22 protein-coding genes, 1 rRNA gene and 1 pseudogene are annotated in these 21,381 nt (G+C 64.3%); 16 read left to right on the top strand and 8 right to left on the bottom strand.

What is annotated here, in order from left to right; all coding sequences use genetic code 11:
• From rrf to AB4Z48_RS30580, 3 genes are all read left to right on the top strand, one after another.
• Positions 1-93, top strand: a 5S ribosomal RNA gene (gene rrf / locus AB4Z48_RS30590); the annotation flags it as partial.
• Between the two features lie 566 nt (positions 94-659).
• Complete coding sequence (locus tag AB4Z48_RS30585) at positions 660-839, top strand: hypothetical protein (protein ID WP_441620954.1); 180 nt, start codon at positions 660-662, stop codon at positions 837-839.
• A 75-nt stretch (positions 840-914) separates the two neighbouring features.
• Positions 915-1,679 carry a flagellar brake protein gene (locus AB4Z48_RS30580; RefSeq protein WP_441620952.1) on the top strand — a complete coding sequence of 255 codons (765 nt, stop codon included), beginning with the start codon at positions 915-917 and terminating at the stop codon, positions 1,677-1,679.
• Between the two features lie 663 nt (positions 1,680-2,342).
• Here the strand turns inward: AB4Z48_RS30580 and AB4Z48_RS30575 are convergent.
• From AB4Z48_RS30575 to AB4Z48_RS30560, 4 genes are read right to left on the bottom strand one after another with little or no spacing between them, the layout of a single operon-like run.
• Positions 2,343-3,212, bottom strand: coding sequence for an amidohydrolase family protein (locus tag AB4Z48_RS30575; protein WP_441620950.1), 870 nt, complete (start codon positions 3,210-3,212; stop codon positions 2,343-2,345).
• Between the two features lie 4 nt (positions 3,213-3,216).
• Positions 3,217-4,278 (bottom strand): isocitrate/isopropylmalate dehydrogenase family protein, encoded by a 1,062-nt coding sequence (locus AB4Z48_RS30570; protein ID WP_441620948.1) that lies wholly within the window; start codon positions 4,276-4,278, stop codon positions 3,217-3,219.
• A 54-nt stretch (positions 4,279-4,332) separates the two neighbouring features.
• Positions 4,333-5,343, bottom strand: a complete 1,011-nt coding sequence (locus AB4Z48_RS30565; RefSeq protein WP_441620946.1) for a Bug family tripartite tricarboxylate transporter substrate binding protein — start codon at positions 5,341-5,343, stop codon at positions 4,333-4,335.
• A gap of 38 nt (positions 5,344-5,381) precedes the next feature.
• Positions 5,382-6,347, bottom strand: coding sequence for a tripartite tricarboxylate transporter substrate binding protein (locus AB4Z48_RS30560; RefSeq protein WP_441620962.1), 966 nt, complete (start codon positions 6,345-6,347; stop codon positions 5,382-5,384).
• A 168-nt stretch (positions 6,348-6,515) separates the two neighbouring features.
• On the opposite strand from AB4Z48_RS30560, the gene AB4Z48_RS30555 reads away from it, so the two are divergent.
• A complete protein-coding gene (locus tag AB4Z48_RS30555; RefSeq protein ID WP_441620944.1) occupies positions 6,516-7,433 on the top strand; it encodes a LysR family transcriptional regulator in 918 nt (305 codons plus the stop codon).
• A gap of 594 nt (positions 7,434-8,027) precedes the next feature.
• Here AB4Z48_RS30555 and AB4Z48_RS30550 read toward each other — a convergent pair.
• Complete coding sequence (locus AB4Z48_RS30550) at positions 8,028-8,906, bottom strand: LysR family transcriptional regulator (protein ID WP_441620942.1); 879 nt, start codon at positions 8,904-8,906, stop codon at positions 8,028-8,030.
• 166 nt (positions 8,907-9,072) lie between these two features.
• On the opposite strand from AB4Z48_RS30550, the gene AB4Z48_RS30545 reads away from it, so the two are divergent.
• The 10 genes and pseudogenes from AB4Z48_RS30545 (at position 9,073) to AB4Z48_RS30500 (ending at position 16,937) form a co-directional block, all read left to right on the top strand.
• Positions 9,073-9,507 (top strand): VOC family protein, encoded by a 435-nt coding sequence (locus tag AB4Z48_RS30545; RefSeq protein ID WP_253930999.1) that lies wholly within the window; start codon positions 9,073-9,075, stop codon positions 9,505-9,507.
• A gap of 125 nt (positions 9,508-9,632) precedes the next feature.
• Positions 9,633-9,898: pseudogene (locus AB4Z48_RS30540) on the top strand (biotin carboxylase N-terminal domain-containing protein); the annotation flags it as partial.
• A gap of 27 nt (positions 9,899-9,925) precedes the next feature.
• Positions 9,926-11,044, top strand: coding sequence for an ATP-binding protein (locus tag AB4Z48_RS30535; RefSeq protein ID WP_441620960.1), 1,119 nt, complete (start codon positions 9,926-9,928; stop codon positions 11,042-11,044).
• Positions 11,041-11,802 (top strand): 5-oxoprolinase subunit PxpB, encoded by a 762-nt coding sequence (gene pxpB / locus AB4Z48_RS30530; RefSeq protein WP_441620940.1) that lies wholly within the window; start codon positions 11,041-11,043, stop codon positions 11,800-11,802. Before AB4Z48_RS30535 ends, pxpB begins: the two co-directional genes overlap by 4 nt.
• Positions 11,799-12,761 carry a biotin-dependent carboxyltransferase family protein gene (locus tag AB4Z48_RS30525; protein ID WP_441620938.1) on the top strand — a complete coding sequence of 321 codons (963 nt, stop codon included), beginning with the start codon at positions 11,799-11,801 and terminating at the stop codon, positions 12,759-12,761. The genes pxpB and AB4Z48_RS30525 overlap by 4 nt, the downstream gene beginning before the upstream one ends.
• Positions 12,754-13,518, top strand: a complete 765-nt coding sequence (locus AB4Z48_RS30520; RefSeq protein ID WP_441620936.1) for a LamB/YcsF family protein — start codon at positions 12,754-12,756, stop codon at positions 13,516-13,518. The genes AB4Z48_RS30525 and AB4Z48_RS30520 overlap by 8 nt, the downstream gene beginning before the upstream one ends.
• Positions 13,519-13,535: 17 nt before the next feature.
• Positions 13,536-13,775: an acetyl-CoA carboxylase biotin carboxyl carrier protein subunit gene (locus tag AB4Z48_RS30515; protein WP_441620934.1), complete on the top strand. Its 240-nt coding sequence runs from the start codon at positions 13,536-13,538 to the stop codon at positions 13,773-13,775.
• A gap of 536 nt (positions 13,776-14,311) precedes the next feature.
• Positions 14,312-15,655, top strand: a complete 1,344-nt coding sequence (locus AB4Z48_RS30510) for an MFS transporter (RefSeq protein ID WP_441620932.1) — start codon at positions 14,312-14,314, stop codon at positions 15,653-15,655.
• 26 nt (positions 15,656-15,681) lie between these two features.
• On the top strand, positions 15,682-16,503 hold the full coding sequence (locus AB4Z48_RS30505) for a putative hydro-lyase (protein ID WP_441620930.1): 822 nt from the start codon (positions 15,682-15,684) through the stop codon (positions 16,501-16,503).
• 152 nt (positions 16,504-16,655) lie between these two features.
• The gene (locus AB4Z48_RS30500) at positions 16,656-16,937 is read left to right on the top strand and encodes a hypothetical protein (protein ID WP_441620929.1); all 282 of its coding nucleotides are present in this window, start codon (positions 16,656-16,658) and stop codon (positions 16,935-16,937) included.
• Here the strand turns inward: AB4Z48_RS30500 and AB4Z48_RS30495 are convergent.
• The 3 genes from AB4Z48_RS30495 to AB4Z48_RS30485 form a co-directional block, all read right to left on the bottom strand.
• Positions 16,889-17,710, bottom strand: a complete 822-nt coding sequence (locus tag AB4Z48_RS30495; RefSeq protein ID WP_441620927.1) for an ABC transporter permease — start codon at positions 17,708-17,710, stop codon at positions 16,889-16,891. The genes AB4Z48_RS30500 and AB4Z48_RS30495 overlap by 49 nt on opposite strands.
• A 3-nt stretch (positions 17,711-17,713) precedes the next feature.
• Positions 17,714-18,562: an ABC transporter permease gene (locus tag AB4Z48_RS30490; RefSeq protein ID WP_441620925.1), complete on the bottom strand. Its 849-nt coding sequence runs from the start codon at positions 18,560-18,562 to the stop codon at positions 17,714-17,716.
• A 93-nt stretch (positions 18,563-18,655) separates the two neighbouring features.
• Positions 18,656-19,681 (bottom strand): ABC transporter substrate-binding protein, encoded by a 1,026-nt coding sequence (locus AB4Z48_RS30485; RefSeq protein WP_441620923.1) that lies wholly within the window; start codon positions 19,679-19,681, stop codon positions 18,656-18,658.
• Positions 19,682-20,200: 519 nt separating this feature from the next.
• On the opposite strand from AB4Z48_RS30485, the gene AB4Z48_RS30480 reads away from it, so the two are divergent.
• Together AB4Z48_RS30480 and AB4Z48_RS30475 are read left to right on the top strand one after the other, a co-directional pair.
• On the top strand, positions 20,201-20,614 hold the full coding sequence (locus tag AB4Z48_RS30480; protein ID WP_441620921.1) for a RidA family protein: 414 nt from the start codon (positions 20,201-20,203) through the stop codon (positions 20,612-20,614).
• 6 nt (positions 20,615-20,620) lie between these two features.
• Positions 20,621-21,292, top strand: coding sequence for a DUF1028 domain-containing protein (locus tag AB4Z48_RS30475; protein WP_441620919.1), 672 nt, complete (start codon positions 20,621-20,623; stop codon positions 21,290-21,292).
• Positions 21,293-21,381: the final 89 nt, after the last annotated feature.

Below are 21,381 nucleotides of genomic sequence, written 5' to 3'. Positions count from 1 at the left end.
GAACCACCCCTTCCCATCCCGAACAGGACCGTGAAACGACTCCACGCCGATGATAGTGCGGATTACCCGTGTGAAAGTAGGTAATCGCCAGGCTCTCCCTTGAAACCCCTCAGTACGCAAGTACTGGGGGGTTTTGCTTTTGGGGCGGCCGAGCAATGTCTGTAAGCGTGTGACTCGTACCATCTGGCCGTCGGGCGAACGGAATGCCAACATCGTTCGCGATGGACACGCATGACCGACTGTGTCCACGAGAGGAGCGTGGGCACAGTGACTCAGTTGACCGAACCCGTTACAGGGCTGATCGTACTTTGGGTGCGAAATCTGGCGGTTTGGCACCAAAAATTCATACAGATCAATGGATTACAAGAACGCCGCCCGCACAAAGTGCGGGCGGCCACGAAGCCTTACTGCAAGCGCCTCTCCGGCTGGCTACCGCCAGATTCGCACCAAAAGAAGTCCCTTCCATTCGACTCCCCCTTCTAACGTAGGGCTTCAGCGAAGCAACTTTCCTGCCGTTTACCCAAGATCGGATGCCTTGTAATTCTGCAGTCCTTTGTCGGGACCTCGGCGCGCACTTGACTTCGCGCTGGCGTCGGTAGGATGGGACTAAGCGGCTCGGAACGCGATCCGCCCCCATCCGCCAAGAAACGGGAACAGAAATGGCCTCCAAACTTCGAGATAACCAAGGTGCGATTCGACTGAACGAGCTCGCACGAAAGTCGTGGGTCGGCATCTTCCTTATGTTCCTGCTTTGGGTCGTGCTCACAGCAGGAGCGATGACGATGGTCGCCAGGGAATTTGGCTACACAGCGGCCTGCTTCCATGGCATCGCGGTGTGACCGGCATCCGCTGGTGCGACCTCGGCAAGGATTCTTTGAGTAGCCCTCGTCGAAACCTCTCTGTTGGACGATTTCATGAACATCAACAGCACCAACGACAAGCAACATGTCAATCGCTCGCTACCGCCAAGCCTTCGCATGTTGGATGACCGCTACCGACTGACCCAGCACGTACAAATCAGTGCTGTGTTCCTAGATCTCGCTTGGCTAGGGTGCGAGGTCAGAATCCGCACCCTCGACAAATACGAGATTGCTTCCACGTTGCTGAAGGTCGACCCCGCAAACGGTACCTTCATCTTCGACGGTTGCCGCACCGATGCCGAGCGGGATTTGTTACTGGCTTCGGACGAGATTGTTTTCTCCACTACGCTACGTGGTGTAGAAATTGACTTCACCGTCGGACGGCCATATCCAGTCAAGTATCGGGGCGAGCCGGCCTGCGCTGCAGCCTTCCCATCTCAGCTGTACCATTTTGAGCGCCGCTCTCATCCCCGTGCGTCCGCGCTCGTTAACATGGCTTATAACTGCGAGCTGCGCACCTCCGACGAGCGAATTCTGACGCTGGACATCGCCGATTTGTCGCTGTCCGGAGTGGGCCTGCGCTCGAAGGCTGTTAGCGCTGGCCAGTTGTCGGTCGGCACGATTTTGAAGAAGTGCAGCCTCGATTTTGGCGACCTGGGCAAACTGGAGGTCGATCTACAAGTGGTGGGGCAAGGGCTAGTCCAACACGGCCGCCGTGATATGCATCACATTGGCTGCGCCTTTGTTTCACTCGCCCCCGGCCAGCAAACTTTCCTCCAGCGCATGGTCTACCAGATTGAGCTGGCGGGTCGCGAATGACTGGGAAGCCCTGCCAGGTCAATCCGGCAGCCCCTCTGCGCCTGTAGTGGCCCCTGTTGCTGCTTGGTATCGCAACATCGCAATAATGACATCTCGTTCCTGGAGTCAGCGTTAAAGGGGCGGCTGCCAAGCCTGCCCCACAGACGCGCACGAAGGAACGCTCACGCGGCCGCGCGGGCGCGTCAGGAGGAGGGCGTACGCCAGGTGGAGGCGCTCGAGCGGCAGCTGCTGGAGCTACGTACCCAATTCTCGACGGAGCTGGGACGCACCCGCGAGCAGGTGGCCGTGGGGCAGGAACGGGCTGCGGCCACCGAGCGCCGCGCGCTGCGCGAGATCGACCAGGAGCGCACGCTGCGGCAGAAGGCCGAGCAGGCGGCGGACCTGCGCGCCGAGCTGACGGCGGTGCAGGCGAGGGCGCAGGACGCCGCCGTGGCCGGCGCTGAGGAGCTCACAGCAACCACCACCTGGAACAACCCTGAAGTCCAACGCTCCCACCAGACGGCACAGCGCCGGATCCGGCGCCGCCCCAAATCTCTTCACCTAACCCACGTCGATCGAAATCTAGCGCGCAAGCGATTACCTGGCTTCTGGACAAGGCGGCCACATCCCGCCTTGAAGATGGGCACGGCGGCCGCGCCACGACCTCTCCTCACAGCTTTCTCATCACGGCGCGTAGAGGCGAGCCGGGTTTTCCACCAGGACCTGCTGCCTAAGCTCCTGCGTGGGCAGCCAGTTTCGGATGGAGCGCGCGAGCGCTCCCTCCGGCAGCGTCCGGTAGGCGGAGACCTCATGCCGTGACCTGCGCGGATCCCGTGCGGTGTGTGGCCAGTCACTACCCCACAGCACGTGTCGTGGCGCAGTCCGCAGGAACAGCGCGGCCCACGCACTGGCTGCGTCGTCCGGCGGCATGCCAGCCGACGCGAGCCGGTACGGCGCGGAGAATTTGATGTAGACGTTGCCGGAGCGCAGCAGCGTCAGCAAGGCGATCGCGCGCGCGTCGTCATGGGCCAGTGTGGTAGGCACCATGGCGAAATGGTCCAGCACGACCGGAACTGGCAGTTTCGCAAGCTGGCCAGCCATGGCCAGGATGACATCCAGGTCGGCATAGAGTTGCAGGTGCCAGTCGAACATGGCGATGCGGCCGGCCCAGCGTGCGAGCTCCGCCTGCGCGGCGCCGGCGTCGCACAGGCCGCTGCTTTCCAGGTTGAGGCGCAGCCCACGCACGCCGCGTGCACGCATGGCACGCAAGGCCTCGTTGTCCACGTCCTCGTCCAGCACGGCCACGCCGCGGCCCGCGCCCTGCAGGCGGTCGAGGCTGTCGAGCATGCACCGGTTGTCCGTGCCATAGATGCTGGGCTGCACGATCACTACGCGTTGCAGGCCATGCCGCGACAGGTGCGCAAACAGGTCCTCAAGCGATGCCGGTCCTGGTGTGTAGTGCCGCTGGGCGACCATGGGATAGTCGGTGCGCGCGCCGATGACGTGGGTGTGGCAGTCCCAGGCGCCTGCCGGTAGCGCAGGAGTGTCGCGCATGTCGTTATGCTTCCAATAGGCGTCGGGCGAAGGCGCGGCCCGTTTCAGCGGTGCCCAGGCGGCCGCCGACGTCGCGCGTGGCCTCGCCCGACTGGATCGCCGCGATCATCGCTTCGTCGATGGCGCGCGCAGCAGCCAGGAAGGCGGGCAGGTTGCTGCGCTGGCCATGCCAGCCAAGCAGTTGTCCGGCGGACACAATCAGCGAGAAAGGATTGGCAATGTCCTGGCCGGCAATGTCCGGCGCCGATCCGTGTGCCGCCTGGCCCATTGCATGGTCCTTGCCGGCGTTCAGCGAGCCGCCCAGGCCCAGGCTGCCGGACAATTCGGCAGTCAGGTCGGACAGGATGTCACCAAACATGTTGGTCGTGACGATGACGTCGAATCGCTGCGGGGCGCGCACCACGTGTGCCATCATTGCGTCGACAATGAAGTCGTCGACCTGTACTTCCGGGAACTCGCGCGCCACCTGGTGGCAGATGTCGATGAACATGCCATCGCCGATCTTCAGCACATTGGCCTTGTGCACGATGCTGACATGCCTGCGGCGTGTCATGGCCAGCTCGAACGCCGAGCGTGCAATGCGCTCGCAGCATTGGCGCGTAATGCGACGCAACGAGATGACAACATCCGGCGTGATCAGCATCTCGCTGCCGCCAGACTCGATATTGCGGTCGGCATAGAAACCCTCGGTATTTTCGCGCACGACGACGAGGTCGAACTCGCCAGCCCGGTGCTGCAGGCCCGGATAGGTGCGGGATGGCCTCACGTTGGCGTACAGGTCCAGTTCCTTGCGGAAGAATTTCGAGGGATTGATCTCGCCCCTGGCTTCATCCTTGAAGTCATAGGTGGCCATCGGTCCGAGCATCAGGCCATCGGCGGACTTCACTTTCTGCAGCAACGCCGGCGTCACGGTGGCCCCGTGGAGGCGCAGGCTCTCATGGCCGGATACATCCAGGTCGAATTCAAGGTTGAGCCGGAAGCGCGACGATACGGCACGCAGCACCTCGAGCGTGGCAGCCATTGTTTCGGGGCCGATGCCATCACCGGGAAGCACGACGATTTTCATGTTTGGTCCTTGATTGTGCGAGGGGAAAGAGCAAAGCGATATGCGGGCACACGGTCATTCAACGTAAGCACCCGCTGCCTTGACGAGTTGCGCGAACTTCTGGCGTTCGGCGCGCACGAATGCATCGAATCGCGCTGGCGTAACCGGCTCGACGGCGCTGCCGTCTGCCTCGAAGCGCGCACGGATGGCAGGCTCGGCAATGATTCTGTTGATCTCGGCATTGAGCAGCGTGACGATGGCCTCGGGCGTTTCGCGTGGCGCAAAGTAGCCGCCCCAGAGACTGAAATCGAAACCCGGCACGGCCAACTCCGCTACCGTAGGCACTTGGGGCAGCGCTGGCACCCGGCGGGGGGTGGATACGGCCAGCGGCTTGATCTTGCCGCCCTTGAGGTGAGGCATGATGGCGGAGGCGCTGGAAAAGAAGAACTGCACCTGCCCGCCCATCAGGTCGGTGATCGCCTGTCCGGCGCCCTTGTACGGAATGTGGACCATCTCGGTCCGGGTTCCGATGGCCAGGGCGGCCGCTGCCAGGTGGCCCGGCGTGGCCGTGCCGGACGACGCGTAGGACACGCTGCCCGGTTTGCTGCGCGCCATCTGCAGCAACTCGCCCAGGCCGCTGAAAGGCGCGCTGGCGGGTGCGGCCAACACCAGCGGCGCGTTGCCGACCAGCGCGACGGCCCGGAAGTCCTTCAGCGTGTCATAGCCGGGCGCTTTCATGGCGGATCCGTTGATCGCAATCTCACCGGTTTGCCCTAACAGCAGCGTATAGCCGTCGCCCGGGGCCCTGGCCACTAACCGGCTGCCCAGTGCCCCGCTTGCGCCGGGCCGGTTGTCGACAACCACCGGTTGCCCCAGTGCACGGGCGAGCCGTTCACCGATCAACCGGGCAAAGACATCGCCTTGCCCGCCAGGGGCATAGGGCACGATGACGGTGATGGGCTTTGCCGGATAGTCCTTGCTTGCCCACGCGGTGCCGAGCAGCCCGCTGGCCGCGGCGGCAACGCCAGTGCGCAGGAATCGTCTGCGGCCCGTGAATGCCCGCGCGTCTGTGATGGCCGTTTCCAATCCATGTCTCCTTGATCGAACCGAAGCGGGGAGCCTCCTCATTGCCATTGCATGCCCGGGTGGCTTGCCACGCCGCGCCACAGTGCGAGTTCCTTGTTCAACGCCTGACCAAAGGCGGCTGGCGTGAGCCGGGCGGAATCGGCACCTTCCTGCACCAGCCGCGCCTTGACCGGATCGGCAGCGGCGGCTTCATTGACCGCGCGATTGAGTGCTTCGATGACGGGTGCCGGCGTTCGGGCTGGCGCGAGCACGCCCCACCAGGTGGTGATGTCGAGACCCGCGACGCCTGCCTCGGCAATCGTCGGCACATTGGGGAACAGCGGCGAGCGCTTCGTGCTGGTGACCGCCAGCACTGACACCTTGCCACCACGCACGTAGGGCAGGATGGTTGGCACCGTGGCGAAGAAAAGATCGATGCGCCCGGCCAGCAATTCGACCGTGGCCGGACCACTGCCCTTGAAGGGCACATGCGTCATCGTCAGGCCAGCTTTCTGGCGGAACATTTCGCCTGCCAGATGGTTGATGCTGCCATTGCCGGCCGAGCAGAAATTCAAGCCAGCGGGTCGTGCCTTCGCAGCCGAAATCAACTGCGCCATGTTCTGCACCCCAAGTTGCTTCGAGGTCACGACCAGTAGCGGCCCGCGGCCGATCATGGCGACCGGAGTGAAGGACTTGACCGGGTCATACGGGAGCCTGGGTTCGACGGCCGCGCTGGTAGCGAAGGTCGACGTGGCGAACAGCAGCGTGTAGCCGTCCGGTCTGGCCTTGGCCACGATGTCAGCACCCAGCGCACCGCCAGCGCCGCCACGGTTATCGATGATCACCGGCTGGTGAAGGCGATCCGACATGTTCTTCGCGATGTCACGCGCGATGCTGTCGGTGCCGCCGCCTGCCGCGAACGGGACGACCAGCGTAATCGGCCGGGAAGGATAGGCGGGCTCGGCCCCCGCCAGCAGCGGGAATGCCGCCAGCGCGGCCAGCACACCGCGAATGGAAATGGACATGCGTGTGTCTCCGTTATTTTGGTTGCGTGCCAGCCATGGATCGTTGCCACCGGTAGCGTGGTCTGCGCGGGTACTCCCACGGACCGCACGCATGACTGAGCGGCAATGATCGGGTGGATGGAATTTGCTGTAAAGTGCAAATATCCTATCGATTGATGCCGAAATCGAGTGAATTTTGATCTCGCAGATTTGCGCGCATTTGTGACTGTTGCGGACCTTTGCAGCTTCCGGGCGGCCTCGGCGACGCTGCATATTTCCCAGCCGGCCCTCTCACGCAGGGTCGACAAACTGGAGCAAGCGCTGGGATTCCGCCTGCTTGAGCGCACCACCCGCAAGGTGGAACTCAACGCGATGGGCAGGAACTTCATACCCAAGGCCCGGCACGTCCTGAACGAGCTTGAGAGTGCGTTGCTCGGCATGACGGACTTGTCTGACCGCCTTCGTGGGCAGGTTTCCGTGGCCTGCATTCCTTCCGCCATCGGTAGCTTCCTGGCGGATGTGGTCAGGAAATTCCACCAGGCGTACCCCCGTATCCACGTGCGTCTGCTGGACGAGACCGCCTCGGAGATATTGCTGGCTGTGGGGCGCTCGGAGGCGGACTTTGGCGTCAGTTACCTGGGAACCCAAGAGCCGGATCTGGAGTTCAAGCCGCTGCTTGAGGAGCACTTCGTCCTTGCGTGCCGGCCGGAGCATCCTCTGGCGCAGAGGCGTCAGGTCACCTGGACCGAGTTGGCAGAGTACGAATGCGTGACGCTCGCACCGGGAAGCGGCAATCGCATGCTGATCGATCAAGGCTTATCGGCGGTCGCAGCACGTCCGGCGTGGACCTGCGAAGTCCGTCATGTACCGGCGCTGGTGAGCCTGATCGAAGCGGGCATCGGCATAGGTGCCGTGCCGGCCTACGCCGTGCCTGCCAACCATCCGGCCGGCCTGGTCAGCGTCCCGCTGGTCGAGCCGGAGATCGTTCGTACTATCGGTATCATCAAGCTTCGAGGCCGACCGCTGGCTCCAGCCGCACAGGCGTTCCACGATCTGCTGGTGGCCTCCTACGGTGGACCCGCGCAGAAAACTCGGAGGAAGAAATAGTATTGTCGGAGAGACCTTACAACCAGGCATCCCCGACGCCCAGCCGTCCGGCGTTGGGCGGCCTCAAGCGATGCCGTGGCTGGTGGTCGCGCGCTGGAGTAGCGAGCGCGCCGAAGCAATTACCCCAAAAGAAATACTTATCCATCTCTCTCGATGGCATCTCTCACGCACGCTGGCCGGGCCGCGTTCCTCTTGTCCCGCCTGAAGTTCAAATAGGCGCGTCGATCGCCTCCAGAAGGCACAAGATGCGTATTTCGGACGAACGTGACCTGCCGTTGCGGGATCGTGACCGAGCGAACCAGAAGGCGGGATCGGCGTTGCGCATGACATCAACCAGACGGGCTATGTGCGCCGGCCTTGGCCGGAGAAAGCATGCTCACAGGCGGCTGTCAAGCATCGCCTTCCTTTGCGAAGAGCAAATGAAGGAATGCGCGAATGTCGATTCCGGAAGCAGGAGTTGTGGTCCGGTCGCTCGCCCCCGGTTTGGCGCGGTCTCCTACCAAGGAGACAACCTTCCGACGCGCGTGTCAGGCAACCGCGGGACGCGCTGAAGGGGGCGACGTCGTGCAAGGCGGCGGGCGGGATGTGGGCTGCCTACACCTTGTAGTCTGACGCCGCCTCGCTGATGTACTCGGCGAGCCGGCTTGCCACCGGCTGACGACTATGGCGCGGCCGCTCCACCAGCCCGATCTCGCGGTGAAAGGTATCGTCGCCAAGTGGCAGGGCAGTCACGCCATGCGGCCAAGGGCCTTGCGCCGCCGTTTGCGGGATCAGCGCCACGCCAAGGCCGCGCGCTACCAGCTGCACAATGCCCTGCAGCTCGTCCAGCTCGATGGCGTCCTGCACCGCCAGCCGCGACTGTCGCAGGAACTGGTCGACCAGCCGGCCACCGAACGAGCTGCGGTCATAGCGGATAAAGGGCGCGGATTCCAGCGCGTCGCTCCACGCCTGGCCTGCCATGGCGGCCGGCGCCAGCAGCACGAACGGCTCCATCACCAGCGTGCGCCACTCCAGCTCCGACGGCAGCGCAAAGGGCGGCCGGATCATCACCGCGATATCGATCTCGCCCGCATCCACCTGGCCAAGCAGGTTCAGGGACACGCCCGGCACAACGCGGATCCTGCAGCCGGGCAGCTCGGCGCGGAAGGCGGCCATGGCGTCGATCAGGTATGACACCTGTGCCGAGGCGATCGAGCCCACCCGCACCATGCCGCTGCGCTCCGTGGCGCCGCCGTGCTCGCCGATGCGCGCGTAGAGCGCCATCAGTTCCTCCGCCAGCGCCAGGGTTTCCCGGCCGGCGGCGTTCAGCCGCGCCGAGCGGCCCGTGCGGTCGAACAGGATGAAGCCAAGCTCTTGCTCCAGGCGGTGGATCTGTGCGCTGACAGCCGACTGGGTCAGCCCGATGCGCGCGCCCGCGCTGGCAAAGGTGCCGTGCCGGGCTACGGCGATAAAGGTCTTGAATTCGCGCAGCATGATCGTTTCATCAATTTTCGTGTAGCTAAGGTCAAAAATATATCGCTTTTTTTAATTGGTTGCCATGCCTAGACTTTCCCTCATTGGTGCAGCGGCCGGAACGTTGCCGGCGGCGTGCCAAGACCCGACCCCCACAACACTTCGAACACTTCAATCCCCAAGCGCCATGAGCGAAATCACTCCCGTCCTCGCCCCGTTCCACCTTGCCTTCCCCGTCCACAGCATCGCCGCCGCGCGCGAGTTCTACGGCGACCTGCTGGGCTGCCCCGAAGGGCGCAGCGCGCCGGACTGGGTCGACTTCAACTTCTACGGCCACCAGATCGTGGCCCACCTCGCGCCGGAAGAAGCGGGCCACCGCCACACCAGCGCCGTCGATGGCGATGCCGTGCCGGTGCGTCACTTTGGCGTGGTGCTGCCGATGGACCAGTGGCATGTCGCCGCCGACAAGCTCAAGGCCGCCAACCTGTCGTTCATCATCGAGCCGCATATCCGCTTCAAGGGCGAGGTAGGCGAGCAGGCCACGATGTTCTTCCTTGACCCGTCGGGCAACGCGCTGGAGCTCAAGGCCTTTGCCAATATCGCTTCGCTGTTCGCCAAGTAACACCAACGTCGGACCCACGTCAGACCAGAGTGAGACCGGCCACAAGGCCGGCCGCCGCACGCGGGGCAGGGCTTGCCCGCCCCGCGTGCATCGCCCCCACGCAGTAGCTGCAAGAGTTAGTCGATATGCGAAGAATCCTGGTTGCCAACCGTGGCGAGATTGCCTGCCGTATCATCCGCGCCGCGCAGGCGCTCGGCATGGAAACCGTAGCTGTGCATTCCGCCGCCGATGCCGGCGCGTTGCACTGCGAGATGGCCGACATTGCCGTTGCGGTAGGTCCCGCGCCGGCGGCGCAGAGCTACCTGAATGTGGAAGCGGTGCTCGCCGCTGGCACGGCGCACGGCGCCGATGGGTGCACCCGGGCTATGGTTTCCTCTCCGAGAACACCGTGTTTGCCCGTGCGGCGCAAGCGCAAGGCATGCAGTGGATCGGCCCGTCCGTCGAGTCGATCGAGAACATGGGCGACAAGAACCGCGCCCGCGATATTGCCGCCGCGTGCGGCGTGCCGGTGCTGCCCGGCAGTATCCGCTTCCTGCCCGAAGACCTGTCGCGCTTGCACGCCGAGGCCCAGCGCGTTGGCTATCCCGTGCTGGTCAAAGCCGCCGGCGGCGGTGGCGGCATCGGCATGAAGCGCGTTGACGGGCCAGACACGCTGGCGGCCACGGTGGCGTCCACCCAGGCACTGGCCCTGAAGGCCTTTGGCGACGCCAGCATCTACCTGGAGCGCTATGTCCCGCGCGCCCGCCATATCGAGGTGCAGGTGTTTGGCTTCGGTGATGGCACGGCGGTGCATCTGTTCGAGCGCGAATGCTCGGTGCAGCGCCGTTTCCAGAAGATCATTGAAGAAAGCCCGGCGCCCAATGTGCCGGCCGCCGTGCTGGCCAGCATGAGCGCGGCGGCGGTGGCGCTGGCCGCGCACCAGCGCTACGGCGGCGCGGGCACGGTCGAGTTCATCCTCGACGCGGACAGCGGCGAGTACTTCTTCCTGGAGATGAACACGCGCATCCAGGTGGAGCACGGCGTGACCGAGGCCATCACAGGCTGGGACCTGGTACAGGCGCAGATCCGGCTCGCCGCCGGCACGCTCGCACCCTGCGCGCAGCAAGATATCCGACGGGCCGGCGCGGCCATCGAGTGCCGGCTGTATGCCGAGAACCCGGCGCGCCATTTCATGCCATCGCCGGGCAAGCTGGCGCGCTTTTGCCTGCCGGCGGGCATGGCCGGGCTGCGCGTGGACACCGGCGTGCGCGAGGGCGATGCCATCACGCCGTTCTACGATCCGATGATCGCCAAGCTGATTGCCTTTGGCACCGACCGCGAAACCGCCATCGCCACCATGCAGGCGGCGCTCGGCGCAACCGTGATCGAAGGCATCCGGCACAACGCCGTGTTCCTTGGCCGCGTGCTGGACCATGCGGACTTCCGTGCCGGGCGCGTCGATACCGGTTTTGTGGAGCGCGAGCTGGCGGTGCTGGTGGGCGAGTCCGCCGCGCCGGTGGCTGTGCCTGCGCCATCCGCCGTGGAGGTGCGGGCATGATCGCGCAGGACGTGGAACAGGCCGCGCCGGCCGCGCAAACGTCCTGGCGGATCGCGCCGTCCGGCGATCGCTGCCTGATTGTGGAGTTCGGCACGGTGGCGGATATCGCCATCAACCGCCAGGCGTGCGCGGCAGCGGCGCGGATCGCCGCCGCGGCCCTGCCCGGCGTGACCGACATCGTGCCCGCCCTGACCACCGTGGGCGTGCACTACAAGCCGATCGCCGTGGCCCGCGCGACGGGTACCAGCGCCCTGTTCGAGGTGCTCTCGGCCATGATCGGCGAACTCCTGCGCGAAGGGCTTTCGTCAAGCGCGGGCGCGCCACTGGTGATCGATATTCCCGTCTGCTATGGCGGCGAGCATGGTCCCGACCTGGACGATGTGGCAGCCACCTGTGGCCTGTCGCCCGACCAGGTCATCGCGCTGCATAGCGCCGAGCCGGTCGATGTGCTGATGCTGGGCTTCGCGCCGGGGCATCCCTATGTGGGCCGCTTCGACGCGCGCCTTTCGCCGCCGCGCCGGAGCACGCCGCGTACCGCGGTGGCGGCGGGCTCGATTGGCCTTGCCAATCGGCAGACCGTGATCTATCCCATGACCTTACCCGGCGGCTGGAACCTGATCGGGCGCACGCCCGTGGCGCTGTTTGACCCGCATCGCGCGTCGCCGTGCCTGCTGGCCGCCGGCGATCGTGTGCGCTTCGTGCCGATCTCTTCCGACGTATTCGAATCCATGCAGGCGGACGGAGGCGTGCAGCCATGAGCATCGAAGTGATCAAGCCTGGTGCGTTGAGCACCTTCCAGGATCTCGGCCGCGACGGCTACCAGCAACTCGGCGTGCCGGCCAACGGCGCCATGGACGAGCGCGCCCACCGGCTGGCGAACGCGCTGGCCGGCAACGCCGCGGCAGAAGCCACGCTGGAGATCACGCTGATGGGCCCCACGCTGCTGTTCCATGAGCCGGCCGTGATTGCCGTGTGCGGCGCGGATCTGGATGCCACGCTCGACGGCGCGCCCGTGCCGCTGAACCGTGCGGTGCCCGTCGCCGCGGGCGCGGTGCTGGCCTTCGGCAAGCGCCGCAGCGGCTTGCGCGCTTACCTTGCGGTGCACGGCGGCTTTGCGCTGACGCCGGTCATGGGCAGTTGCAGCACCTTTGTGCGCGGCGGCTATGGCGGCGCGGCCGGCAAGCCGTTGCGCAAGGGCGACCACATTGCCTTGCGCGGCGGCGTGGCCGCACCGGTCCGCGATGCCGGTTCCCCGGCGTTTCCGGCCGATGTCCTCACCGCGCCCGATCTGCCCGTGCGCGTCGTCGCCGGACGCGAATGGGCGTGTTTCTCGGATGCGGCCAGGCATGCGCTCGTCAGCGAGCCGTTTCGCATTGGCGCGCAATCGGACCGCATGGGGTATCGCCTGGAAGGCACGCCGCTCGCGCTGGCCGCACCTGCCGAGATGCTGTCCGAGGCCGTGGCCTTCGGCACGATCCAGGTGCCGCCCGATGGCCAGCCCATCGTGCTGATGGCGGACCGCCAGACCACCGGCGGCTATCCCAAGATTGCCCATGTGTGCGCGGTGGACCTGCCGCGCCTGGCGCAGAAGATGCCGAGCGAGGCGGTGCGCTTTGCCTTGATCGATCTGCGGGAAGCCCAGCGCCTTGCCTTGCTGCAGGACGCAATATTCGAAGCCATGGATACGGCAACGGCAGGGGAGCACGCGCATGGCTGAGATCGATTTCAACAGCGATATGGGCGAGAGCTTCGGTATCTACCGGCTTGGTGACGATGCGGCCGTGCTGCCGCATGTCACCTCCGCCAATATTGCCTGCGGTTTTCACGCGGGCGATGCGCAGACCATGGCAGCCACCGTGCGCGCCGCCACTGCGCTCGGTGTCTCGCTCGGCGCGCATCCGGGCTTTCCGGATCTGCAGGGTTTTGGACGGCGCGCCATGCAGCTCGGCCGCGAGGAGATCTACAACATCACGGTCTGCCAGGTTGGCGCCCTGCAGGCGTTCGCCGCCGCGGCCGGCAGCCGGCTCGCGCATGTGAAGCCGCACGGCGCGCTGTACAACCAGGCCGCGCGCGATGGCGTCATGGCGCGCGCGCTGTGCGAGGCGGTGCGCGATGTGGATCCGTCGCTGGTGTTCTACGGCCTGGCCGGCTCCGCGCTGGTCACGGCCGCGCGCGAGGCCGGACTCGCGGTGGCGCAGGAGGTATTTGCCGACCGCACGTATCAGGACGATGGCTCGCTGACCCCGCGCAGCCATCCCGGCGCCATGATCACCGATGTGGAGGCTTCCATCGCGCAGGTATTGCGCATGGTGCGCGACGGTGTGGTGCGCTCGCTGGGCGGCGTGGACGTGCCGGTCCGGGCGGACACGCTCTGCATCCACGGCGACCAGCCGGGCGCGGCCGGGTTTGCCCGCCGCATCCGCGCCGCGCTGGAGGCGGAGGGCATCACGGTGCGCGCACCGCAATCACGATAGCTACGGACAAACAGAATATGCCCCACACAAAATCCCCCATATCCATCGTGGCAGACACCGCTGGCACCCTCTGGAAACTCGTGGCGCAGCCCGGCGAGATGCAGGTAAAGGATGCCACGCTTCTGATTATCGAATCCATGAAAATGGAAATACCGATTGAGGCCGGATCGGCAGGTTATATCGAATCGTATTGCGTGGCCGAAGGTGAAATGGTGGAAGAAGGCCAGGTATTGGGCAGCTTTATTCCTGCTGCTTGAAGCACGCTGTTGATAAAGCTGTAAATTCGCCGCTGACATAGATTTGGTGGCGTCGGCCGGGCCGTACGGTCTGGCCGTTTTCTCAATGATCCCGTGGGTTGGGAAATGAATCACCAGCTGGCTGCGGACGATACCGGTTTCGGTGCGTTTACTGCCCCAGGGCGGGACGACAGGTTCATTGTTGTGGTGCGGCGGGGCGCATTAAATCCCCGAATCATATGGCTTTTCTCAGTCAGGAATCGTAACGCCCGGAATTCCGTGTTTTTAACGAAATCGCCGCTGGCATGCTTGTTGCAAAGTATCCGGTGTAATCGATGAAGCATGAATCCCGGTGGCTTTTAAAGGCCCGCGATTCCCGGCAGGTGGTTAGCTCTCCGGAAATAAAAACAAGACGCGAGCCCGGCCTGTGCACCAGGAAGTTTCAGGCACAGGACGGCCATCGTGGCAGGTGTTCGTGCTTCAGCGCTGGTTCATCCAGGGGTTTCACCACGCCTGGACTGGATTTTCTACCCCGTTGCATCCTGGAAACTGACAACATGTCCAACGCCCCCACCTCATCCCTGCCGATGCCCGACGCGGCGCCGGCATCCACCCCTGCCACGGCGCCGGCAACCGGCAATACCGTCGCCCGCAAAGCCGCCATGGCCGCCGCGGCCGGTACCGCCATCGAGTATTACGAGTTCGGCGTGTACGGCTATATGGCCTCCACCATTGGCCCGCTGTTCTTCCCTAGCGACAACGCCACGGCTTCGCTGCTGGCCATCCTGGCCGTGTTCGGCAGCGCCTTCCTGATGCGCCCGATCGGCGGCATCGTGCTTGGGCGCCTGGGCGACCGCGTCGGCCGCCGCGCCGTGCTGCTGGTCACCGTGATCGGCATGGGCATTGCCACCGGCATCATCGGCCTGCTGCCGGTGGCTGCCAGCGCGGGCATCGTGGCGCCGCTGCTGCTGCTGGCCATCCGCCTTGCGCAGGGCTTCTTCGCCGGCGGCGAAGTCACCGGCGCGGCGGCCTATGTGGCCGAGTCCGCCCCCAAGGGCAGGCGCGGCTTCTACGGCGCCTTCACGCCGGTGGGCGTGGCCGTGGGCGGCGCGCTGGCCGCGACCGTGTGCGGCATCACCACCGGCTTGCTGGAGCCCGTGCAGATGCAGGCGTGGGGCTGGCGCATTCCGTTCCTGATGGCGATCCCGATGGTGGTGATCTCGTCGATGGTGCGCAAGCGCGTGGAAGAGTCCGTGGCCTTCAAGCAGTTCCAGGAACACAGTGAGCCGCCCAAGGCGCCGCTCAAGGAAGTCTTCACCTCGCACATGCCCGCCGTGGTCAAGGTGATGCTGCTGTCCTTCGGCCAGAACGTGGGCTACTGGGTGGGGCTGGTGTTCATGAACATCTACATGACCACTTATCTCAAGTACGACAAGGCAACGGTGTACTGGATCATGGCGTTCGTCAGCCTGACCATGGCCATGCTGATGCCGCTGTGGGGCGGACTGTCCGACCGGCTCGGCCGGCGCAAGGTGCTTGCCATCGGCTTTTGCGCCTACATGGTGCTGGTATTGCCGATGATGATGCTGATGGACAACCACAGCATCGGCCTGGCCTTTCTCGCCATGATGGTGGTGGCGCTGCCCATGCCCATCGTGCAGTCCGTCGGCTATCCGACCTATGCCGAGCAGTTCCCGACCCGCGTGCGCTACACCGGCATGGCGTTCAGCTTCAACATCGGCGCCATCCTTGGCGGCGGGCTCACGCCGTACGTGGCCACCGCGCTGATCGGCAGCACTGGCAACCTGCTCAGTCCGGCCTACCTGCTCATGGGCGGCGCGGCAGTCAGCCTGCTGGCCCTGCTGGGCGTGAAGGAAACCGCCCGCCAGGCCCTCGACTGATGACGGACCGCAACCGGAGCTTGGAGATGGACGCAGGTATCCACGCCGCGGCCGGGCTTGCGCCCGGCTGGGCCGCCACGCCGACTGGCGCCCGCGCCGGCATCCGCAGTGGCCGGTACAACGGCAATACCAGCGGCATGGCGCCCGGCCATGGCCAGGGCAACCTGATGATCCTGCCCAAGGCCTGGGCCGGGGATTTCCTCGGGTACTGCCGGGCCAACCCGGTGCCATGCCCGCTGATCGGCATGACCGAAGCGGGCAGCCCCGCGGTGCCGATGCTGGGCGGCGATATCGACCTTCGCACCGACGTGCCGCGCTACCGTGTGTGGCGCCATGGCGAACTGGTGGAGGAGCGCGACGATATCAGCGCGCTCTGGCAGGACGATTTCGTGGGCTTTGTGCTGGGCTGCTCGCTGTCGTTCGAGGACGCGCTGGAGCGCGCCGGCTTGCGCGTGCGGCACGTCGACGAAGGCAAGATCGTGCCGATGTACCGCACCAGCATCCGGACCACGCGCGTGGGTGCCTTCCATGGGCCAATGGTGGTGTCGATGCGGCCCTACACGCCGGACGAGGCGGCCATCGCCTGGGCCGTGTGCGCCCGGTTGCCGGGGGCGCACGGGGCGCCGGTTCATATGGGCGACCCCGCCGCGATCGGCATCGCGGACATCGGCCGCCCGGACGAAGGCGAGCCGACCGTGATCCTGGCCGGGGAGGTTCCCGTGTTCTGGGGGTGCGGGGTGACGCCGCAGGCGGCGGCCATGATGGCGCGTCCGCCGCTGTGCATCACCCATGCGCCGGGGCACATGCTGGTATGCGACGTGCCTGCCGATGGGTTGAGGTTACTGTGAGCGCGGGAAGATAAAGTGTAATGAAGGATGGCACCGGAGCTACCGGGAACCGCCGCAACTGCATGCGCTAAGCTCGGGCGGCATCGTTGCGGCGGATCACCGCCCAGGCACGGGCGCCGGTGCTCTCTCCGCCGCGCCACGCGATGGCGCCATTGACGATCACCGTCTCGATGCCCCTCGCGGCCGCGACAGGGCGCGCGAAGGTCACAGGGCAGGAGGAGGGCATACGCCAGGTCGAGGCGCTCGAGCGGCAGCTGCTGGAGCTGCGTACCCAATTCTCGACGGAGCTGGAACGCATCCGCGTGCAGGTGGCCATTGCGCAGGTGCGCGCCAGCGCCATCGAGCTGCGCGCGCAACTGGAAACGGCACTGCGGCGTGCCGCCGGTCAATGCCCTTCCTCGATATTGAGGATTTTCCCCAAGCCCAGAAAATAGTTCGCGAAGGCAAGCACGCTAGCCGTCACGGCAATATAGACGACTGACAGTGCGGCCAGCGTCGGATCGGCAAACTCCCGTACATAGTTGTACATGGAAACCGGCAGTGTCTGCGTGTCTTGCGTTGTGACGAAAAGCGATGCGGTGAATTCACTGAACGACATGATCGCCGCAAACAACCAGCCGCCAAACAGCCCCGGCGCGAGCAGCGGAATCGTAATCGTGAAAAGCACCTTCAGCGGCGACCCACCGAGGCTTGCTGCCGCCTGTTCAAGCCTTGCGTCCAGGTTCTCCATGGAAACATAGACGCTCTTCAGCACAAACGGCAGCACCAGCATCACGTGACACAGGATGACGACGCCATATGAGCGGTGTATGGAGGCTTGTGACACCAGGATGAGCAGGCCCAGCCCCAGCGTGAAGTGCGGCACCACGAGCGGAGAGTGCAGGATGGCCAGCAGCGTCTGCTTGCCGGGGAATTCCAGCCGTTTGACGACAATCGACAGGCAGGTCCCGATCACCAGCGCAATGAACGAGGACCATCCGGTGATGACGAGGCTGGCGCGGAATCCATCCCGAAAATCCGGATAACTGAAGACACGTGCAAACCATGTCAGCGAATAGGATTCAGGCGGGAAAGTGATGATCGCCTTTTCGTTGAAGGCGGCGATCGTCACCACCACGACCGGCAACAGCACGAATGCAAGCAGGATGGCGATGAGCAGCGGACCCGCGATACGCAGCGGCAAAGGCAAAGCGCTTTTGATTCTCATTTTTTAGTGTCCTCCAACGGCTTTCAGTCGCTTGGTGAACAGCCCCAGGGAAAAGAGCGCCGCGGCGGTCAGCAGCAAGCCCATGACACTCAGGCTGGCCGCAAGCGGGAAGTTCATGGAAGCGAAGCCAAGCTGGTACACCAGCGTCGAAACCGTCGGCACGCGGCCTCCGCCAATCATCTGAGGCGTCGCAAAGGCGCTGAAGGTCCAGGCGAACGCAGTTGTGATGCCAGCCAGAATGCCCGGCATTGAAAGCGGAAGCGTGACCGTGAGGAAGGTCCTGACCGGGCCGGCACCTAGGCTCTGGGCGGCTTTCTCGTAGTCCCGGTCGATATGCGAAATCGCCGTGGCAAGCATCAGGACCACGACGGGAATCGTCACGTGCACCAGCGCGACCAGCACGCCCAGGTGTGTGAACATCAGTTCCAGTGGCCAGTCGATCAAGCCGAGCTTTCGCAGCGTGCCATTGATGAAGCCATTGCTGCCCAGGACGGCGATCCAGGAGTAGGTCCGGACGATTTCCCCCAGAAACAGGGGCGTGATGGACACCACGAGGATGAAGGACTTGAGCGCTCGGCTCCTGACGCGCACCAGTGCATAGGCCAGCGGGTACGCAACTAGCAGCGAAAAGACGGTCGTCTCCACGCTCAGCCGCAAGGTGTTGGAGAACGCGTCGAGATAAATCGACTTGGTCAAGCCGCTGAAGTTGGCGAACGTGAATCCGCCGACATCCAGGGAGCCGGGCACATACGCCCGGAAGCTGAACTGCAGGACCGCAATCAACGAAATTGCGATGCACAGCGCGACAAGTACGGCTGGGGAGACCAGCCAGGCTCGAGGATCGGAGCGCATTCTTAAGCCTTATTCCAGATGCTCAATCGGCGAGGGAGGCTCGGTGCGGTGCATGGCCGCGGCGCCCCTCCCTCCATACCCTTAATATCGGGTTCAGTTCATGACGTTCTCAGTGAACCACTTCCGCCATTCCGCAGTCTTCTCGGCGCGAAGTTTGTGGTCTACGACGATGGCCGTTTCCCACTGTTCCTTCGTCGTGAACACGCCGGGCAGCTTGGCGTCTTCAGGCGAAACCTTGGCGTCGTCGATGACGGGGCTCGCCTTCTTCAAGGCCACGATCTTCGACTGGACGTCCGGGGACAAGGCGATGTTCATGAACTTGTAAGCCAGATCGGCCTTGGTCGAGCCCTTGGTGATGGCCATGGTATCGATGCCGAGCACAGCGCCTTCCTTCGGCGTGACCAACTTGATGGGCACACCCTGACTGATCATGTGATAGGCGTTGATCGACAGGATGACCTGCACGGGCGTTTCGCCGGAGGCGATCAACTGCTGCGCATTGGCGTCATTGGTATAGAACGCCTTGAAGTTGGGCTTGAGCGCCTTGAGCTTGTCCTGGCCCTTTTCCCAGCTTTTCGCATCGCCTCCCGACAGCATGGCCGAAACCGCGACCACATGGCTCGGATCGAAGTCAGGCACGCCAATCTTGCCTTTCAGGGCCGGATTCCACAGGTCGTTCCAGCTCTCGAACTTGATGCTGGGCGGCACCAGGTCAGCGCGATAGCCGATGGTATAGACATAGGCCCAGCTGCCGATGTGATACGGGCTGATCTTGGCGCGATCGACCATATGCGTGTAATTCGGAATCTTGCTCGTATCCAGCTTTTCAAAGAGATTGCCGTTGGCGTAGAGCCAGCCGACGTGGGAAGTCGTGAAGGTAACGTCGCTCTCGGGCTTGGAGGCAAGCTTTGCCTTGTTCAGGCGGTCGATGGTGCCGCCTGTGATGTACTTGACCGGCACCCCGGTTTGCCGCGTGAATTCCTTGCCGATGCTTTCATCGATGAGGTCGCGGAAACTGCCGCCCCATGTGCTCACCACCAAGGCTTCCTGCGCCCATGCCGCCGTACTGCCAAGCGTGGCGGCGAGTGCGCAAAGGGTCAAAATCTTGCGAATCGTCATTTACTTCCCCCAATCGAAAAGATAAACATCTGATAGAACTGGAAATACGCTGAAACGTGCTACCGAGAAACGCAATCACAATGCAGCGAAACGTTGCTGGCCAGGGAGGCGTAAGGCATGCGTGATCAGCGCAGGCGCACCCTGCAAGCACGTGGCCGCGGACAGTAAACGTAGTACAGCAAGGCCATGCAACGACGCCGGCGCAATTGCGCTGAGGCAACGACCTTGACGCAATGACTTCGACGCAATGACTTCGAATTACCGAGCCTATGATGTGAAAGTCGTACCATGCGGCCAAGTCGGCTTTTTCGTAGGGGTGCCTCACATTTCCCGATGGGGTTGTGGATTGTTCCGCCGTCTGGAACAGGTTAGCGGCCGTCTGAGGTTCGGTGGTATTCGGAAATTCCTAAACGGCCAGCCGGAAAATACAAATGGCGCCGCCAGCGGCTGCGCATGACCATGCACTCGGGTGCATCGCCCCCAACCTCCCGCCACCTGCTGAATGGACCTGAATCGACTATGAAGCATACCCGCATCCGCACCTTCAACACGAAGGTCACCTACCCTGAACAGAATCTGGACAACGACCTTTGCCAAGCCGTGGTCGCGCGAGGCAGTACCGTTTTTCTGCGAGGGCAGATCGGCCAGAACCTCGACACCTCGGAGAGCGTGTGCATCGGGGACGTCGCAGGACAGGCGGAGCAGGCCATGGCCAACATCGCGATGCTGCTCAAGGAAGCCGGCGGCGAGCTCGAGGACATCTGCAAGATCACGATCTACATTATCGACCCGCGCTACCGCGAAGCGGTCTATCGTGTCGTGGGCCGCTGGCTGAAGGGTGTCTTTCCGGTCTCGACCGGCATCGTCGTATCGGCTCTGGCCCGCCCCGAGTGGCTGGTCGAGATCGACGCCACCGCTGTCATCCCTGGCTGAGCTGCCATGACCTTTTCCATCATCGCGCGGTGCCCCGCCACCGGCCAGTTCGGCGCCGCCGTGGCGTCCTCGTCACCGGCAGTTGCCTCGCGCTGCATCCGCGGCCGCAAAGGGGTGGGCGCAGCCGCGAGCCAGAACATTACCGACCCGGATCTGGGCCCCCTAGCCCTGGACCTGATGGCCAGCGGCCTTACGCCGGAAGGCGCTCTCGCCGAGTTGCAGAAGCGCCCGCATATCGAGTACCGCCAGCTCATGGCCATCGACGCGCACAACCCGCCGAGGGTTTTCACGGGTGCCAAGGCGCTTGGCACCCTGGCAAGCGTGGTCGGCACCCATGCCGCATGCGCAGGCAACATGCTGGCGACGCGTGACGTGCCCCAGGCCATGCTGTCGGCCTTCGAGCAGACCGAAGGCGCGCTGGCGGAACGGCTGATGCAGGCCATGCTCGCCGGCCAGGCCGCCGGCGGCGAGGAAGGCCCGGTGCACTCGGCAGGCCTGCTGGTGTACGATGCGCAAAACTGGCCTGTCGTGGATCTGCGCCTGGACTGGGTGGACAACAATCCGGTCGAGGCCCTCTATGCCGTCTGGCAGGTTTACGCGCCGCAGCTGAAGGACTATGTCAAGCGGGCGCTCGATCCCCGTGCGGCGCCCAGCTTCGGCGTTCCTGGAAACCTCTGACCTGACCGATGCATCGAATGACAGCGTGACAGCGCCGGCCAGGCGGCCGGCGCTCGAAAGGGCAAACTTTCTCCAGTACACTGGACCGT

It is taken from the genome of Cupriavidus sp. 2TAF22, assembly GCF_052115045.1.
Classification (GTDB): domain Bacteria; phylum Pseudomonadota; class Gammaproteobacteria; order Burkholderiales; family Burkholderiaceae; genus Cupriavidus.
The sequence above is the reverse complement of the archived record's forward strand: the minus strand, read 5'-3'. Positions and strand labels throughout refer to the sequence as shown.

Coding starts and splice junctions, on each gene's coding strand:
- AB4Z48_RS30585 (WP_441620954.1), top strand. CDS start 660: ATGGCCTCCAAACTTCGAGATAACCAAGGTGCGATTCGACTGAACGAG.
- AB4Z48_RS30580 (WP_441620952.1), top strand. CDS start 915: ATGAACATCAACAGCACCAACGACAAGCAACATGTCAATCGCTCGCTA.
- AB4Z48_RS30575 (WP_441620950.1), bottom strand. CDS start 3,212: ATGCGCGACACTCCTGCGCTACCGGCAGGCGCCTGGGACTGCCACACC.
- AB4Z48_RS30570 (WP_441620948.1), bottom strand. CDS start 4,278: ATGAAAATCGTCGTGCTTCCCGGTGATGGCATCGGCCCCGAAACAATG.
- AB4Z48_RS30560 (WP_441620962.1), bottom strand. CDS start 6,347: ATGTCCATTTCCATTCGCGGTGTGCTGGCCGCGCTGGCGGCATTCCCG.
- AB4Z48_RS30550 (WP_441620942.1), bottom strand. CDS start 8,906: ATGCTGCGCGAATTCAAGACCTTTATCGCCGTAGCCCGGCACGGCACC.
- AB4Z48_RS30545 (WP_253930999.1), top strand. CDS start 9,073: ATGAGCGAAATCACTCCCGTCCTCGCCCCGTTCCACCTTGCCTTCCCC.
- AB4Z48_RS30535 (WP_441620960.1), top strand. CDS start 9,926: ATGCAGTGGATCGGCCCGTCCGTCGAGTCGATCGAGAACATGGGCGAC.
- pxpB (WP_441620940.1), top strand. CDS start 11,041: ATGATCGCGCAGGACGTGGAACAGGCCGCGCCGGCCGCGCAAACGTCC.
- AB4Z48_RS30525 (WP_441620938.1), top strand. CDS start 11,799: ATGAGCATCGAAGTGATCAAGCCTGGTGCGTTGAGCACCTTCCAGGAT.
- AB4Z48_RS30520 (WP_441620936.1), top strand. CDS start 12,754: ATGGCTGAGATCGATTTCAACAGCGATATGGGCGAGAGCTTCGGTATC.
- AB4Z48_RS30515 (WP_441620934.1), top strand. CDS start 13,536: ATGCCCCACACAAAATCCCCCATATCCATCGTGGCAGACACCGCTGGC.
- AB4Z48_RS30510 (WP_441620932.1), top strand. CDS start 14,312: ATGTCCAACGCCCCCACCTCATCCCTGCCGATGCCCGACGCGGCGCCG.
- AB4Z48_RS30505 (WP_441620930.1), top strand. CDS start 15,682: ATGGACGCAGGTATCCACGCCGCGGCCGGGCTTGCGCCCGGCTGGGCC.
- AB4Z48_RS30495 (WP_441620927.1), bottom strand. CDS start 17,710: ATGAGAATCAAAAGCGCTTTGCCTTTGCCGCTGCGTATCGCGGGTCCG.
- AB4Z48_RS30490 (WP_441620925.1), bottom strand. CDS start 18,562: ATGCGCTCCGATCCTCGAGCCTGGCTGGTCTCCCCAGCCGTACTTGTC.
- AB4Z48_RS30485 (WP_441620923.1), bottom strand. CDS start 19,681: ATGACGATTCGCAAGATTTTGACCCTTTGCGCACTCGCCGCCACGCTT.
- AB4Z48_RS30480 (WP_441620921.1), top strand. CDS start 20,201: ATGAAGCATACCCGCATCCGCACCTTCAACACGAAGGTCACCTACCCT.
- AB4Z48_RS30475 (WP_441620919.1), top strand. CDS start 20,621: ATGACCTTTTCCATCATCGCGCGGTGCCCCGCCACCGGCCAGTTCGGC.